Source organism: Clostridium estertheticum (assembly GCF_026650985.1).
Taxonomy (GTDB): domain Bacteria; phylum Bacillota; class Clostridia; order Clostridiales; family Clostridiaceae; genus Clostridium_AD; species Clostridium_AD estertheticum_C.
The window spans coordinates 3,558,990-3,575,425 of record NZ_CP086239.1; the positions used below are offsets into that span (position 1 = coordinate 3,558,990).

A 16,436-nucleotide genomic window follows, 5' to 3' on the forward strand; every position below is an offset into this window, starting at 1 on the left:
AGTGACTTGTATAATTGTTTAATTTCCAAATAGTTTAACAGCCTGATTCATTTTATTAATAATATCCACACCAAATGGACAGTTTTTCATACATGCTCCACATTTTATGCACTCACTTGCGTGGTGCTCTATTTTCTTAAAAACATCTGGCAAATTGTTTTTTTCCTTTTACAGCTGACATAACAATACCCCCGATCATAGCATTGTTATTCTACAATTGGGGGTATTTTCGCAATGTCCATTTTTATTGATTCAGTTTAATGATATGGGGTTAATAATTTATAGTCTGTCCGTTTTACTTATTTTAGCTTTCCGTACACTTCATCTGTAACTGCTTCTAACCATTCATTAGAGGCGCCTTCCGCAGGTACTTCCACTGCCAAGTGTGAAAAAGTACTGTCTTTTGCTGCTCCATGCCAATGCTTTACTTCAGGTGGAATGTTAACAACATCACCTGGATGTAATTCCTGTACCTCTTTTTCCCATTCCTGATACCATCCTCTTCCCTCTGTTACGAGAAGAATCTGACCACCATTATGATGAATATGCCAATTATTACGGCATGCTGGTTCAAATGTTACATTTCCAATTGGTACACCAGTAGTCGTAAGCATATTTAAATATGCCTGGCCAATAAAATATTTGGAAAACTTCTCTGGAAGTGGCTCTCCTTTTGGAAAAATTGCATTGTTATTTAAATCCTTTTTATTACTCATATTATATAATCTCCTTTTACAATAAAATTTACAACATAATCATTCTACTACCTAGAGTTAACTTCAAGCCAAGTAATAGCTTCAGCTTTTATTTTTCTATCTGAGTAGCTGCATTATTTACGCAGCTAAGTGCATTAAGACTTCTCGGATAACCTATGAACGGTAGGCACTGTGAAATAATCTTAATTAAAAACTGCTTATCATTACCAATCTTCATATTGGCTACAGCATGACTTGTAAGTTGTGACTCACAACCACCCTGTGCGAATAAGAAACAGAAAGTAATCATTTCGCGCTGTTTGTAATCAAGGCCGCTACGTGTATAATAATCACCAAAGCAATTATCAGCTAACCAATGATTGATGTGTCGTGATTCCTGTGGTCCTGATTTATAGAATTCTTTCATTCCATCTCCAAAGATGTCAACCTGTGCCTGAACTCCTTTTTCTAAACGATTTTCAGTTGTAGTATTTGACTGTCCTTCAAGTGGTAACTTAATACCCCTTGCTGTTAGTACATCATTAATACCATGAAGAAATGGTAGTACCCTTCCAATTCCGAGGTAAGCTACGGCCTGATATACAATTTCTTTCACTTCTACTGGTGTTACTCCAAAATTAAGTGCAGCAGGTACCATTGCCTTGAACTCATCGATACCTTGACATCCAATTAATGTCGCAATAATTACCATCATTCTAGTATGATCGTCCAAATCATCCTGATTTACAACTTCATCAAATGTAAAGTTATCAAATCGCTCAACAAATTCTGGGTCTGTTTCTAATAACTTTGATGCATAGCCTGGAAACATCTTTTCATGATACTCTTTTGAAAAGTCTGTAATTGCCATTTTTAATTCCTCCTTTATTTTGCTCCAAAAAGGATTGCAAGTTCCTCAATCATAGGCAGCAATAATTCCTAAATTGTATATAAATCATAGTTACGAGTTCCAACTCCAATTTCTTCTGCATATTCTACTGTATGAATTCCATGTCTAGACTCCATTCTCTCAATCAGTGCTTTTCCATCAGGAGCTGCATATACTAGATCAACACATGCTTGATCTAGTGCTACTGGATCTAAAGAAGCAAGTATCCCAATGTCATCCATTTCTGGTTTTGCCGGATTAGAATCACAGTCACAATCTACAGATAAGTAATTCATAACATTGATATAAATAATGTTTTCTCCCACATAACTGGCAACAGCTTTTGCAGCTTCAGCCATGGACTCTAAAAAATCATCCTGAGGTGTATTCATTGAAAATCCAGTCTTTTCCTTACCTGCACTATGAATCAGACTCTTTCCCATAGAAGACGCAATTCCTATGGACATATTTTTAAGAACTCCACCAAATCCACCCATGGCATGACCTTTAAAATGTGCAAGGTTAATTACAAAATCATAATCTGCAAAATGTGAACCAACCATATCTTCTTTTAGATGTTTTCCTCCAACAACTGGGATACTCATAGAACCATCTGCATCCATGATGTCAACGGTCGCAATCTCTGTAAATCCATGTCTTTCTACAACATGACGATGAGCCTTTGTGTCTCCACGTCCTCCACCATATGCAGTATTGCATTCTACAATTGTTCCATTAACTGACTGAACCAATGGTGCAATCAATTTTGGAGATAGGAAATAATGACCTCCAGGTTCACCACTTGATATTTTGACAGCTACTTTTCCTGTTGCATTGCGATCTAATGCTTCGTAAATAGCCATTAATCCTTCTGCACTGATATCTTTTGTCATATATACCGAAGCTTTAGTTTGGTTATTACTGTTTTTCTTTTTTAATAATAATTTCATATCATTCACTCCTCTTAAATAATTGTTCGCGTATAAAAATTAGCTACTATATTAATGTTAAAATTATCTTATAAAATTAGTAAATATAGCAGTTTCTCGTTCTGGCATTTCTACACCATTCTTAAGACCAACTTCCTTGCATTTTAAGAAAAATGCCATATTTCTTCCAAGAGTTCTCATAATCTGAAGTCCTTCTATATCCTGTTTTACTTGCTCCGGAGTTGCGCCATGAACCATATTCCAATATTGTGATGAAACAATTGGCATCTGCATTAATCCAAAATACTTATTCAATTGATCAAATGTTGCAGTTGTTCCTGCTCTTCTTGCTGATATGACACATGCCGCAGGTTTTAAATAGAACGACTGTCTTCCACTATTAAGATCTGCATAAAATACTCTATCTAAAAATGATGTTATAGCACCACCTGCTGATCCCCAGTGTACTGGTGTTCCAAAAATAAATCCATCATAGTCCGCTGCTATATCAAGAAATTCATTTACTCTATCATCAAATACACATTTTTTCTTAGTAATACATACCTTGCAGGCAATACATCCATTTAAGGCTTTATTTCCAATCCAAAAAATCTCTGTTTCAATTCCTTCCTTGTTCAATGTTTCTGCAACTTCTGTTAATGCTGTGTAAGTGCATCCTTCTTTATGTGGGCTTCCATTTACTAATAATACCTTCATTTTATCAATTCCTCTCTTTTTATTAAATAGTTCATTACAAACAGTTAAATATTTCTTTATACTTTAATACTACATAAAAATTATTCTTTATTTAAAAAAATAATCTTTATTGGTTCGTTTTAATTTTTCTATTACTCATTGTATTTATCATTTCTTTTCTATATTTTATATTTTTGATACTATATATAGCCTACCACTTAGAGTGCACTCCAAGTCAAGCCATTTTAGTTATGAAATTTATTTATTAAAACTAATCAGTAATATGTTACTCCAATATAGATGCCCCTAATTGATAGATAAGAAAAATCCTATGGTCGACTCGTCAAAATTCCAATAGCTAAAAGTTGTTTGCATGAATAACTTTGAACTGATATCCAAATCAAAAAGGATTTAATTCCATATACCACAATACCAAGTGTTGTGAGACGTTTAATAATTGTTACTATAATATTTTTATCAGTATGCCCAGTTATTTTTGTTGTCATATTAATAAGCATTTGCCAATGCATACCAAAATGTACAGACATAAATACTAATCCCCATGTAGCTGCAAATGTATGTAACCCACGTACCGCAAATCCACCACTTATTTTAAGAAATGCAAACACATCTTTTGATATCATAATTCCTGTTATCATCAAAAGTATCATCGGTGATAACATAAGCGCATTTACCACTGTGCTTATAATACGGCGCAAATTATATGTTAACTGAATAAAACATAATCATTTACATTCCAAATTAATTAACCATAAATTTTTCATAAGAAACAAAAAATTTATGTCTAATCCATAAAAATGCCCCATAGAGTGACTTTTTTAAATTGTCTACTCTATGGGGTACATTTTCTTTATTTTTTATTCAAGTATTTATTGAAAAACTCCGTGAGTTTATCGAACGGAATTAGATCTGTACGATCATAAAGATCAACATGCCCGGCATTTGGAACAAGATACAATTCTTTCGGTTCAGCAGCTTTTGCATAAGCGTCCTTACTGAATTCGATCGAATGAGCCTCTGTACCAGTAATGAAAAGTAATGGACGCGGTGAAATTGTTTCAATATCATTGAACGGATAGAAATTCATGAATTTCATATTACTCGTAAGCGTCGGATGCGTAGTTGTATTAGCAGATCCTCTGGAAGTGCGATAAAAATCGTAAAATTCCTTAGCAATTGGCGAAGATTTTTCATCGATTGTTTCCTGTGTACCGCTTGTATATTCCTTCTTACCGCCTGCATATTCGATATCACGCTGATGTGCTGCATCTGCGATAACCTTTTTACGCTGCTCTAACGTCTGGCTGTGATTCAATGCATTTCGATTTACACTTCCCATATCATACATGCTGACCGTAGCAACCGCCTTCATACGTGGATCAATTTTAGCTTCACTGATGGCAAAACTACCACTGCCACAGATACCGATGACTCCAATGTTCTCACGGTCTACATATGGCATTGTATCAAGAAAATCAATAGCGGCGCTGAAATCATCCGCATAAATGTCCGGTGAAACACTGTTACCAGGTTTTCCTTCACTGTCCCCCCAGAAGGACATATCGAACGAAATCGTTACATATCCCTTCTCTGCCATTTTTTGAGCATAAAGATTTGCACTTTGCTCTTTTACTGCGCCCATAGGATGTCCGACAATGATGGCTGAATGTTTTTTGCTTTTATCCAAGTTCTTTGGCACAAACAAATTACCAGCTACCTTCATATTGTAAATGTTATGAAACGTAACTTTCTTAACATCTACTTTGTTGCTCTTGTAAAAGTTGTCTGCACCGCGGGACATATCGCCTGCTGGCAGGCTCACTGGCAGTTTCTTAACCGCTTTAATTTGTGGATGTTTCACATGTTGCGCCGCCAAAGCAACTGCAGCACCACCGCCCACAATTGTAAGTGAAAGTCCCAACATAATAGTTTTTGCTAATTTATTACTAAAAAGCTTCATTTTCATAATAATCTCCTCTTTCTTTTATTGATTACATATTTATTTTATTAATATTCATCTTTTTTTCATTCCTTTATTTTACAATCAATGTCTTAATTTCAAAAATATCACCTCCTTACTTTTCGTGAATTTGATAAGCAATAATTTTTGTGTTTCCATAATATGAGAAATATCTTTATTGCCTGTTTTTATCGTTATATAATAATTACTTTTCATAAAAGTGCAGACATGATTGATTCAGCACAACAGTTAATTGCTCGCCTTGGTTTAATATTTCCAATATTTTAAAATGCTCCAAATCTGTCAATTGAATCAGTTCTGTTATCTATGTACTACTACAGTTTAAAGCTTAAAGTTAACTTTAAGTCAAGTCTTTTTTCAGAAAAAATATAAGAGGCTATGTTTTCTAAAAAAGAAAAACATAGCCTCCTATACTTTTGCCTGATGCAGTACTTAAAAAGACAGGAGAAAATCACTTCCGCCCAGTCCGTGGCGTATGAGGACGCACACGGATTAATGTAGACTGTTACTTTTAAACTTCGCTTTCAATTGTACCGGACACTTCTCCCCATCTGTAAACCATTGACAGTTACGGCATTCAAAGCAGGGCTTGTAATTGCTGTCTTTTAATGACCTTTCGATAAAGCTGGCATCAGCTAAAAACGGCTTCCCATATGCCGCGAAATCGCAGTAGTTACTTTCAATCAGCACATTGCCTCTACCCAGTGTCCTAATGTTATTTACGCAGATAACAGGAATTTTTACATATTTTTTGACATAGCCGCCAGTATAAACCGTTTCATTATACTGAAAATCTGAGGGAAGTTTTAGCTTTCTTTCTCGTGGTATACCTGTAGACACATGCAGCATATCAACCCCTATCTCTTCCAGTTTTTGTGCAGTCTGTACGTCTGCATCCAAGCTATCCCCCCAGCCCATCCGATAGGATACGATGAAACAATCTCCAGCAAAGCTCTTAATTCCCTCCGTGATTTCCTTCACTAAAGTCAGCCTTCCGGTCAAATCGCCGCCATAACTATCCTGACGCTTATTGGACTCTGAAGATGCCATCATGTTCAGAAAAAAAGAATGTGCTCCATGCAGTTCAATTCCATCAAGGCCAGCCCTTTTGCAGATTTCTGCCCCCCTGATAAACTCATCTCTGATTTTGATTAAATCTTTTTTAGTCAGCTTATTAATATCTCTGGAATTGTCGTCATAAAAACCAAAACCAGGAAGAGCAAGCTGTGCAAAAAAAACGGTTCCGTTTTTATGGTAAGCTTCGGCTATTTTACTCAGATATCCGACATGCTGGTCGGAGTAGACGCCAGCCCCGCCAGATGTACCACCAGCCTTACTTGATGTATTACAGTCAGCCGATACAGAAAGTGCTTGACTGATGATTAGCCCAATTTTTTTATCGGCTCTGCTCAAATAGTCATTCATAAGTTTTTCACCCATACTTCCCTCATAGCTCGGAAAACCAAAGCGTACAAGAGGGGCCATAACTATCCTATTACTAAATGATATATTTTTTACTTGAAAGGAATTAAGAATATTTGACATATAATCACTCTCCTATAAAATAATTAATGAAAAAAAGAGGAATAACTATTCTGACACGCATTCCTTTGAACTAACCAGCTTAATTCACATATATAAATAATCTATTATCACCTTTTATTCCCATAAACTTTTTTTAAATAATTCAATTCCTTTTTTTAGACGTGTAAGACCGTCTTCAAGCCGTTCTCTTGGACATGCCATATTGATTCGAATAAAGCCTCTTCCAGTTTCCCCATAGGCTTCTCCTTTTGAAACATATAATCCGACTTCACTTAGTAGAAGCTTGCACAGACAGGTCGTATCCTGTGTAATTCCACTACAGTCAATCCACAACAGATACGTTGCATGGGCAGGCACTAGATATAATTCTGGCAGCTCAGTTTCTATGAACTTCTCTGCAAACTTTCTGTTTTCTTCTATATAAGAACGGAGTTCCTTCAGCCACTTTTCTCCTTTAGTAAATGCCGCAATTGTCGCTTCCATGGCTATTGCATTTGGCTCAGCTACTTCATCTGTATTCAATGCCTTATTCATTTTGTGCCTAATCACCTCATCAGGAACTACAACTGCTGCGGTTTGTAATCCTGCTATGTTGAATGCTTTTGTCGGTGCAATACAGGTAATGCTATTCTTTGCACATATTTCCGAAACAGATGCAAACGGGATATAATCATGCTGTGTATCTGTCAAATCACAATGAATCTCATCTGAAACAACAAGAACATGATGTTTGTAGCACAATTCCCCCATCCTCTCCAATGTGTCTTTATTCCATATTTCACCTATTGGATTGTGAGGATTACAGAGAATCATCATAGTTGTTTTTGGATTTGAAAGTTTGTTTTCTAAATCTATAAAATCAATGCTGTATTGTTTTCCATCGTACAGCAGTTTATTTTCCACAATATTTCTGCCATTATTCACAATAGAATTAAAAAATATATTGTAAACAGGTGTCTGCACCAGCACGTTTTCTCCTACTGATGTCATTTTTCTAACTGCACTAGAAATTGCAGGCACAACTCCTGTACAAAAAATCAGCCATTCTTTATCTATCTTAAAATCATGCCTTCTTTCCCACCAGTTACTTAAAGCATTGTACCAAGCATCTGGCACAATGGTATAACCTAATATACCCTTACATACCTTTTCCTGAATTGCTTCTATTATCTCCGGCGCTGTCTTAAAATCCATGTCTGCTACCCACATTGGAATCACATTTTCATCAACATCCCATTTTAGGGAATTGGTATTACGCCTGTCTGTTAATGCTCCAAAATCATACCGCATACTTTATCCCTCCATTCCTTCTAATTTCATAAGCTTGTACAATCATTTTAGTGAATCCCACCATGAAGAAGGCGTAATGTGAAAATCTGGATCTAATCGAACATTTTCACCAATTTTAGGGGCTAATAGATTTACATCTTCTTTTTTTGCCGCTTTTAATGCTCTTTCTATAGGTTCATTCCAGCCATGATAAGCTAATGAAAATGCTCCCCAATGCATTAACATCATATTCTTACCACTTACATCCAAATTAGCTTGGACAGCTTCTTCTGGTGTCATATGTACCCAAGGCCAAAGCCTATCATATTGACCACCATCCAACAATGTTATATCAAAAGGTCCATATTTTTTTCCAATTTCTTTAAAATGTTTACCATATCCGCCATCTCCGCTATAATATAAACGTATTTCTTTCCCAAGAATGACCCAACCACCCCATAAGGTAGAATTCTTATTAAAAATGCCTCTTCCAGAGTAATGTAAGGATGGGGTCAGAGAAACCTTTAAACCTTGGTAATCCATTTCGTCCCACCAATTTAGTTCTGTAATCTTTTCTTTTGGCACACCCCATCTAATAAGATGATTACCTACTCCCAGAGGAACGAAGAAATGTGCTACCTTGCCCTTTAACTTTACAATTGATCGATAATCTAAGTGGTCGTAATGATCATGTGAGATAAAAACTGCATCAATTGGTGGCATTTTATCAATAATATTGAACATACTTTCACTATATTTATACCTTTTGCTTCCTGCAAAGGATACTGGTGATGCAACAGGTCCCAGCATAGGGTCTAATAATATCTTTTTATTATCGATACTAAGTAGAAAAGCAGAGTGTCCAAACCAAGTTACACTGTCTTTATCACTTTTGATTTTATTCCAATCAATCACTGAAACAGGAATTACACCATCTGGTTTTCGGTCTTTAGCACCTGAAAAAGTCTCCTTAATCATTGAAAAATTGTCTGATAGACTCATGGCTAAACTTGTCGGAACCTCATTAACAAATTTCCCATTGACATAGTTACTAAATTGTTTATAATTGTCTTTTTGCTCCTTAGTTGGATTTCCTCCGAAACCTGGTTCTAAATTTAGAAATAATATAAGACCAACGCATAGTACTAGTAAAATACTTGATAAATATAATATGACTTTTTTCCACCTTTTCCTTTTTATTTTCATTTTCTTCTCCCTTTTTTAATATTGTCACTAACAGATAATTTTACAATTAAAAATAACTGCATGATAGCTGCAGCTATAAAATTTGAGAAGACAATTCCATGTGTCACCTGATATTTTTAGAGAACCAAAGACATACTTCCAAGCTATCTTGAGTTTTAAAAATAGAAGACTAAAGTCATGCCCACTGCCGTTTTTTACCGCGGCAGTGGGCTTCTTTCTTATTGTAGTCTTCAAGTATTCTTTTGTTTACTCATAATCTTAAGCCTGAGCATATGCAGTCTTTAAAATTTCTAAGACTTCCTCTGCAGTAAGCACTTTATATCCGCCTAGAAGTACAGTTGAATTTGCAATTAGTGGAAGCATTTCTTCTGTCGCACCAAGCTCCTTAATGCTCGTCACTATACCACATTGTTTTATGAATGTTTCCATAGCATCAATACCTTCCAAAGCAACGTCTTGCTTTGTTTTTCCAGTTTCATCTACACCCCATACTTGCTTAGCAAAGCGAACAAACTTATCTAAACCAAACTGATATATATATCGGTAATATGGAAGTGAAATTGCTGCCAGTCCCATACCGTGTGTACAATTTGTATAGGCACCAAGCTGATGTTCAATCATATGAACTTCCCAATCTTGTGTTTTGCTTAACCCCATAATCGGGTTCATTGCAAGAGTAGAACTCCACATTAAATTACTTCTTGCTTCATAGTCTTTAGGATCTTTCACTGCAATTTTTGCGCTGCTCATAATAGAACGAAGAAGTCCTTCAATCATATAATCGGTAGTAGTATCATCTTCACCTGAGAAATAAGTTTCCATTAAATGTGACATCATATCAAAAATTCCACTTACCATCTGATATTCAGGTAATGTAAATGTATATTCCGGATTCAATATTGAAAATTTCGGATTCACATTTGATGGGAAAACACGACCCACCTTAAGTTTCATATCATCATTTGTAATAACTGATCCACCATTCATTTCGGATCCTGTTCCTGCCAATGTAAGAATAGATGCAACTGGTATTATTTCATTATCTACAGGCTCAAATTTTAACCAGTAACGTGTCCACGTATCACCTTTACAATATGCAGATACCGAAATTGCCTTTGCACAATCAATAACGGAACCACCACCAACAGCTAAAATCAGATCTACCTTATTCTCACGTACAAGAGCAGCACCTTCTATTACTTTTTCATAAGTTGGATTTGCCATAATTCCGGATAATTCAATGATGTTTTTACCACTTTTCTTTAAAATAGATACAATTTGATCATAAAGTCCACTTTTCTTAATAGCACCTTTTCCATAAGCAAGCATAATGGTATCACCATAACTTGCAAGTTCACTGCTTAAGTTATCTAAAGCAGTCTTTCCAAAATAAATTTTTGTTGGGTTTTCATAAGTAAAATCTAAATTCATTGTTCTCTCCATTCCTGCGCATTTTTAACGCATCAATTAATTTTTTATAGAATATATTTTATTAGTTCAATTGGTGTTACCTCGTATTTTTCTTCAGAATATGCATAATCAAACTTATTGCTTATTTCCTCTTGCCTTAACTAACCAATTACAATACTGGAAGCTAGTTTAAGTTTATTTGCCGATTCAGATAATTCCTCCATAGTTTTTGAAAGTTCTCCGGTAACCGCTGCATGGTGATGACCAATAGAGGATGTTTCGTTTATTTTTTCGTTAATTACATGTATTTTTTCTTTTATATTATTTAAAATATTTTCAACATCTTTTATAGCGGTTGAACTATTTTTAGCCATTTTTCTGATTTCCCCTGCCACTACTGAAAAGCCCTTGCCTTGTTCTCCAGCTCTAGCAGCTTCAATGGAAGCATTTAGGCCAAGCATATTTGAAGTATGAGCTACCCCTCTTATTATTTCAATTATTTTTTCCGTTTCACTTATTTGCTTAGTTATCTCATTTGCTAAGCCTAGAAGATGATATTGCTGGGTTTCTAATTGTCCTGCTGAAGTAGCAAGGTCATCAATAGTAAATGATGTTTGCTTTGTTATTGATGCTACTAAATTTGCAGTATTACTCAATATTTCACGATTTCCCAAACCAATACCTAATCCGATTCCGCCGATTACTTTTCCTTGACTATCTAATACTGGAATAGATGTAGCTTGAAAGCTAATTCCTAGAACTTCTTTAGGTACTATCATTCTTTCAGGTTTTCCAGATTTAATAGCTTTAGCTATCGGAACATCTTCTGAAATTTCTGTTCCAGTCGTATCTACTGGTAATTTCATTTTTTCGCCTGGTATACTGCAGAGAAACTTTTTAGTATCTGCAATACCTATAATACAATCTAATGGTATTAATTTCTGAAGAGTTGGAGCTAATCTCACTAAAAAATCCATAATAAACTCTGATTCACTTTTATCATTTGAAAACATAATCTAAATTCTCCTTTCGAGTAATATATTATCCCCTCTATTTTTACAAACATACTGAAAAGTTAGGAAGAACTAACGGACTAGAAAAGAAATATTTAGCTTGTTTTAGAACTTCCATAGGTTATTAAAAATGTATCCTTCGCCGGGACAATCTTATCAATACTATCAAATCTGTACTTACCAAATATAATATGTGTTTGATTGTAAAAGTCAAAGTTAAACATAATAGAACCTTGTATTTATACTTATTTATCAGATAAAAGCTGTCCACCAAATCCAATGTTGTCCAATCATCTACACCATAACAAGTAGCCAAAAGCGTTGATTCTTTTCAACAATAGAATAACTATAAACCTTTAAGTCAACTTCATGTCAAGTACTTTTTAAAAATTGCCTATGAAAGAATAAGATTGATAGTAGAATATGCATAAAAATTGGCAGTCAGTGCCCTAATACTGACTACCAGTTTTCGCAATTAAGAAATTAATATAAGAAAGGATGGCTGAAAAATGAGAAATGCATTAATAAAGTCAATCTTAACAATTAGCTTTAATAACTTCTCTTACTTCACCTAAATATTGTTTTAGTTCTTCTTCAGTTGAAGAAGGTACTGCACCGAAAAATACATGTGTAATAACTTCTATTCCACAGAATTCAAAGATAGCTTCATCTGTTGTTTGTTGCATAGATTTGTGCATACCAATTTGTGCATACACATCACTTGGAAATCCAGTTGTGCTGAATAAAATAGCTTTTTTCCCTTTGAGAAGTCCAACTGGTCCACTAGCATCATATGTAAATGCAAAACCATTAGCCAAAACACGATCCGCATATCCTTTTAGCACTGCTGGCAATCCTGCCCACCAAACTGGATAAACAAATGTAATAATATCTGCCCATTTGATATGCTCTTGTTCAACTTTGATATCATCTGCATAATTTCCACTTTGCAAATTAAGAAGATCAGAACCTTTTAATATTGGATCGAACCCTAATTCATACAAATCTCTTATTCTTATTTCTGATTTGTTATTTGATACTTCTTTTTCAATCATATCTACAATACCTTTCCCAAAACTTTTTGAATATGGATGTACAAAAATAACTAAATGTTTCATTTAAAATTCCTCCTTAACTATTTTTTATTTAAATGTAAATTTATTATGACTTAAAATAAGTTTAAACCATTAACTCAACTTAAGGTCAAGTGTTTTCTTATTATAGTCTATAATTTTTTTGCATATCTAATTATATTCTTTATGTTTCATGTCTCATTAATATTTTAAACATTTATGAATGATATGAAAAGGCGGAGTAACATATCTTATATTCTTTATTTACTGTGATTATGACAGAAGACCAATCATAATAATCAAATTAAGCTTCTCTTTCAGATAACAGTTTTCCACCAAAACCAATATTATCCATATTGTTTTCATTAATGAAAACGATAATTGCTTGTTCCGGTACATTCATAATCTCAGCTGCTTTACTTGTTAAGTCTTTAACTAACTGACTTTTCTGTTCCTTATTTAATTTTCCTGCTTCTAACGTAATTACTGGCATATTCTTTCTCTCCTTATTTTACTACTTATTTTTTAGATAATCCTCTCACTACATGAGAAGAGGCATACTATACCATAGGATGTTCCCATGAGCCTCTAGTATCTACACCTGTTTTAGACGCCATACTTTCCAATTCTCCTATTTCTTCTGCTGTAAGAATAATCTCAGTAACCTTTGCCGCATCTTCAACGTGTGCTGGCTTAGTTACACCGATTATAGGGGTTGTGCCCTTAGCGATAGCCCATGCCATTGCAATCTGTGACACAGAAGCATTGTACTTCTCACCAATATTTTTCATAGAATCAATTAGTGCTTCAATCTCCGGTAACACAGGATTATAGGTCATAGCACGCTGGCTACCTTCTGGAAGTGGATGTTTAGTATCATATTTACCACTTAATGCTCCCTGCTCTAATACCATATAAGCAAAAAATGTTATATTGTTTTCCTTGCAGTAATCAAGAATTCCACCTTCCTCTGAAGAACGATAAAGAAGACTGTAGTGGTTCTGGATTGCAGAAATATGTACGCCCCCCTTAGCCAAAATGCTTTCCGCACGCTTGATCTCCTCTAAATTATGATTAGAAACACCAACATGCTTTACCTTCCCACTTTTCACAAGTGGAATCAAATATTTTGTCCATTTGTCCACATCACCCGGATTATGAATCCAGTAGATATCGATATAATCTGTACCCAAACGTTCCAAACTGGCAGCACACATGTCTGCTACAGGATCTGCAGAATCACCCGCTATTTGCGGTGTGAATTTTGTTGATAAAATCAAACTCTCACGTGGATAAGTTTTAGCAAACGCTCCCAAAATCTCTTCAGAAGCCCCCATACCATAAGCAACAGCTGTGTCCCAAAGATTGAGTCCATTTTTCATTGCTGTTTCAAAAACTAGCTTCAGTTCTTTCTCTCCAAGATTATTTCCAAAAACCTGGTCTCCCCCTGCAAAACCTACGCCCCAAGACCAAGTACCTAATGCTATACGTGGTAATTTATTATTATTTTTCATATGATTCTTCCTCCTATAATTTTAATTATTAAAAACAACTATTTTATTTTCAATACATCCCAACTACTTTTACCTTGCTAACTTATTAAGTTGAAATGCACTATCATAACATTAATTATGTTATTACAATTTTTTACCTAATTCGTATGCTTCTTTCATAAATTTACTTTCTACTACATCACCTTTATTCAAAACACTTGTTGCCAATACCATTCCAACATCAGTAACATCATGTAAACACTTAATATACTCTTTATATCCACGTATAGCAGTATCAAAAGAAACTTCACTATCTCTTCCACAAGTAGCAATAAATGCTGTCTTATGAAAACTAAATTTTACATATTCATTTCCATACTGATATTCACAGTAAGTTCTATCCATAATAATTTTTAACTGTGCATTTATATTAAAGAAATATAATGGAGTAACAAATACAACTGCATCAACACGCTTATAAGCTTCAATAATTTTACTCATATCATCTTTTTGAATGCAGTTTCCCCCATTACCTTGGCATACATTACATGCAAGACAAGGTTTTATATTCATCTTTGCCAAGTTCATTTTTTCATATGTATTTCCATTACTTACTATACCCTTTGCTAGTTCATCACAAAGTAAATCGGAATTCCCACCTACTCGTGGACTTGCTGAAATTAATAATATATTTTTCATCATTTTATTCCCCCGTCTATTTTCCTCATTATATTAATTTATACGAATATTAAGTATATGAAATACGATAGTTTGACAGCTATTTAAATTGCTGTTATTCCATCAAATTCATTTTCTATCAGATAGAAGTTGCCCACCAAATCCTATGTTTTCTGTTGAAATTTCTTTTAAGAAAACAATAATTGCTTGCTGGGGTACATTCATAACATTTGATGCTATTAATGTAAATTTCTCAACTAATTCTTTCTTTTGTTCTTTATTTAATTTTCCTGCTTCTAAAGTAATTACTGGCATATCTTTTCCTCCTTCTCTTACTATTGATTTTTATTTATTGTATAGACTTTCCTAAGACATATGCCTGATTTGGAAAATCCGTCTGTTCAATCAATTCCCTTACTGGACACCCTGTCGCAAATAACTTTCCTGCATCATTCCAATTCATAAAACGAAGTATGAATTCATAATTTTTCTCCAATGCTTCCATTGTCCAATCATCTGTACCATAGGAAGTAGCCAAAAGCATTGATTTTTTGTTACCTGCCAATTTTGCATTGTTAGCATGGAAACGGTCGATAACTGCTTTTATCTGTGCTGACATTCCATAATAATATAGTGGCGTTACGAACACTATCATATCTGCTTCTATCAACTTTTCATACCATGTGTTCATAACATCCTTTCGTACACACTGGCCATCATGACTTGCACAATACTCACACGCCAGACATGGTTTTACCTCTTCAAATGCTGCATCAAAACGAAATATCTCATGTCCTGCTTCATTTGCTCCTTCGATAAATTTATCTGCGAGCAATGCAGAAGTACCTTTCTTATGTGGGCTTCCAGTAATAACTGTTATTTTCATATTTATTCTCCTCAACTTAAAAATCATATTTTCTTGCCCGTTGATTCTTTTTCAACGATAGAATAAATATAAACCCTTAAGTCGACTTCAGGTCAAGTGCTTTTTTTAAATTTTTTTATTACCTAATTACAGATGACAAAAACTCTTCATTTTGCAACATACAATATTGCAAAATGAAAATTTTTTTCATCATCTTATATTAATACTTTTCTTATATCTTCAACTGCTAAAGCATTTCCTGTTTTTTTCTATTAGCTTTCCAAGCAGCTATTAATTCATTTGTAACAGGCTCGCACTTCTGTTCATAAGTATCAATTTTATAATTGATTACATCCAGAGTTTCCTGTATATCTTGCATTTTTTTATCTAAGCTAGCTTTTGTTTCGATAAGTATTTCTCTTCTTACTTCCTTGGTTGATTCTCCCTGAATACCAAGTTGTATATATTCACGAATATCATTTAATGAAACTCCTGCTTTTTTAAACCTCATAGCAAACTCAATCCAGTTAATTGACATCTTATCATAATCTCTAATTCCTGATTCAGTTCTACGAACCTTCGGAATTAAACCTATTCTTTCATAATATCTCAAATTGTCTATAGATATCCCGGTTACTTTCGCAGCCTCTTTTATTACCATTGCTCTACCTCC

At 34.5% G+C, this 16,436-nt stretch carries 19 protein-coding genes; all 19 read right to left on the reverse strand.

The genetic code is table 11. The features are described 5' to 3' along the window. Window positions 1–18: 18 nt before the first annotated feature. The 19 genes from LL038_RS17040 to LL038_RS17130 all read right to left on the reverse strand — a co-directional run bounded on the left by LL038_RS17040 (window position 19) and on the right by LL038_RS17130 (window position 16,424). Entirely contained in the window at window positions 19–153 is a 135-nt protein-coding gene (locus tag LL038_RS17040) for a 4Fe-4S binding protein (RefSeq protein ID WP_253200299.1), read from the reverse strand. A 146-nt stretch (window positions 154–299) separates the two neighbouring features. Then, a complete protein-coding gene (locus tag LL038_RS17045) occupies window positions 300–716 on the reverse strand; it encodes a cupin domain-containing protein (RefSeq protein WP_216125001.1) in 417 nt (138 codons plus the stop codon). An 88-nt stretch (window positions 717–804) separates the two neighbouring features. Beyond that, window positions 805–1,566 carry a carboxymuconolactone decarboxylase family protein gene (locus LL038_RS17050; protein WP_216125002.1) on the reverse strand — a complete coding sequence of 254 codons (762 nt, stop codon included), beginning with the start codon at window positions 1,564–1,566 and terminating at the stop codon, window positions 805–807. Between the two features lie 68 nt (window positions 1,567–1,634). Beyond that, window positions 1,635–2,534: a DUF362 domain-containing protein gene (locus LL038_RS17055; RefSeq protein WP_216102843.1), complete on the reverse strand. Its 900-nt coding sequence runs from the start codon at window positions 2,532–2,534 to the stop codon at window positions 1,635–1,637. Between the two features lie 63 nt (window positions 2,535–2,597). Further along, window positions 2,598–3,230 carry a flavodoxin family protein gene (locus LL038_RS17060; protein ID WP_216125003.1) on the reverse strand — a complete coding sequence of 211 codons (633 nt, stop codon included), beginning with the start codon at window positions 3,228–3,230 and terminating at the stop codon, window positions 2,598–2,600. Window positions 3,231–3,538: 308 nt separating this feature from the next. After that, window positions 3,539–3,907: a DUF4405 domain-containing protein gene (locus LL038_RS17065; RefSeq protein ID WP_268055896.1), complete on the reverse strand. Its 369-nt coding sequence runs from the start codon at window positions 3,905–3,907 to the stop codon at window positions 3,539–3,541. 173 nt (window positions 3,908–4,080) lie between these two features. After that, window positions 4,081–5,196 carry an alpha/beta hydrolase gene (locus LL038_RS17070; RefSeq protein ID WP_216125005.1) on the reverse strand — a complete coding sequence of 372 codons (1,116 nt, stop codon included), beginning with the start codon at window positions 5,194–5,196 and terminating at the stop codon, window positions 4,081–4,083. Window positions 5,197–5,703: 507 nt separating this feature from the next. Next, entirely contained in the window at window positions 5,704–6,756 is a 1,053-nt protein-coding gene (locus LL038_RS17075; RefSeq protein ID WP_216125007.1) for an NADH:flavin oxidoreductase, read from the reverse strand. A gap of 114 nt (window positions 6,757–6,870) precedes the next feature. After that, window positions 6,871–8,046 (reverse strand): MalY/PatB family protein, encoded by a 1,176-nt coding sequence (locus LL038_RS17080; RefSeq protein WP_216125009.1) that lies wholly within the window; start codon window positions 8,044–8,046, stop codon window positions 6,871–6,873. A 42-nt stretch (window positions 8,047–8,088) separates the two neighbouring features. Beyond that, entirely contained in the window at window positions 8,089–9,231 is a 1,143-nt protein-coding gene (locus LL038_RS17085) for an MBL fold metallo-hydrolase (RefSeq protein WP_216125010.1), read from the reverse strand. Between the two features lie 258 nt (window positions 9,232–9,489). Beyond that, entirely contained in the window at window positions 9,490–10,662 is a 1,173-nt protein-coding gene (locus LL038_RS17090) for an iron-containing alcohol dehydrogenase (protein WP_216125011.1), read from the reverse strand. 140 nt (window positions 10,663–10,802) lie between these two features. Continuing rightward, window positions 10,803–11,654 (reverse strand): methyl-accepting chemotaxis protein, encoded by an 852-nt coding sequence (locus tag LL038_RS17095; RefSeq protein WP_216125012.1) that lies wholly within the window; start codon window positions 11,652–11,654, stop codon window positions 10,803–10,805. A 536-nt stretch (window positions 11,655–12,190) separates the two neighbouring features. After that, a complete protein-coding gene (locus LL038_RS17100) occupies window positions 12,191–12,772 on the reverse strand; it encodes an NAD(P)H-dependent oxidoreductase (RefSeq protein WP_216125013.1) in 582 nt (193 codons plus the stop codon). A gap of 259 nt (window positions 12,773–13,031) precedes the next feature. After that, window positions 13,032–13,220 (reverse strand): 4-oxalocrotonate tautomerase DmpI, encoded by a 189-nt coding sequence (gene dmpI, locus LL038_RS17105; RefSeq protein ID WP_216125014.1) that lies wholly within the window; start codon window positions 13,218–13,220, stop codon window positions 13,032–13,034. A gap of 67 nt (window positions 13,221–13,287) precedes the next feature. Then, window positions 13,288–14,241, reverse strand: coding sequence for an aldo/keto reductase (locus LL038_RS17110; protein WP_216125015.1), 954 nt, complete (start codon window positions 14,239–14,241; stop codon window positions 13,288–13,290). Between the two features lie 123 nt (window positions 14,242–14,364). Further along, entirely contained in the window at window positions 14,365–14,922 is a 558-nt protein-coding gene (locus LL038_RS17115) for a flavodoxin family protein (RefSeq protein WP_216125016.1), read from the reverse strand. Window positions 14,923–15,027: 105 nt separating this feature from the next. Further along, the gene (dmpI, locus tag LL038_RS17120; RefSeq protein ID WP_216125018.1) at window positions 15,028–15,213 is read right to left on the reverse strand and encodes a 4-oxalocrotonate tautomerase DmpI; all 186 of its coding nucleotides are present in this window, start codon (window positions 15,211–15,213) and stop codon (window positions 15,028–15,030) included. A gap of 34 nt (window positions 15,214–15,247) precedes the next feature. Continuing rightward, a complete protein-coding gene (locus tag LL038_RS17125; protein WP_216125020.1) occupies window positions 15,248–15,784 on the reverse strand; it encodes a flavodoxin family protein in 537 nt (178 codons plus the stop codon). 226 nt (window positions 15,785–16,010) lie between these two features. Continuing rightward, complete coding sequence (locus tag LL038_RS17130) at window positions 16,011–16,424, reverse strand: MerR family transcriptional regulator (protein ID WP_216125022.1); 414 nt, start codon at window positions 16,422–16,424, stop codon at window positions 16,011–16,013. Window positions 16,425–16,436: the final 12 nt, after the last annotated feature.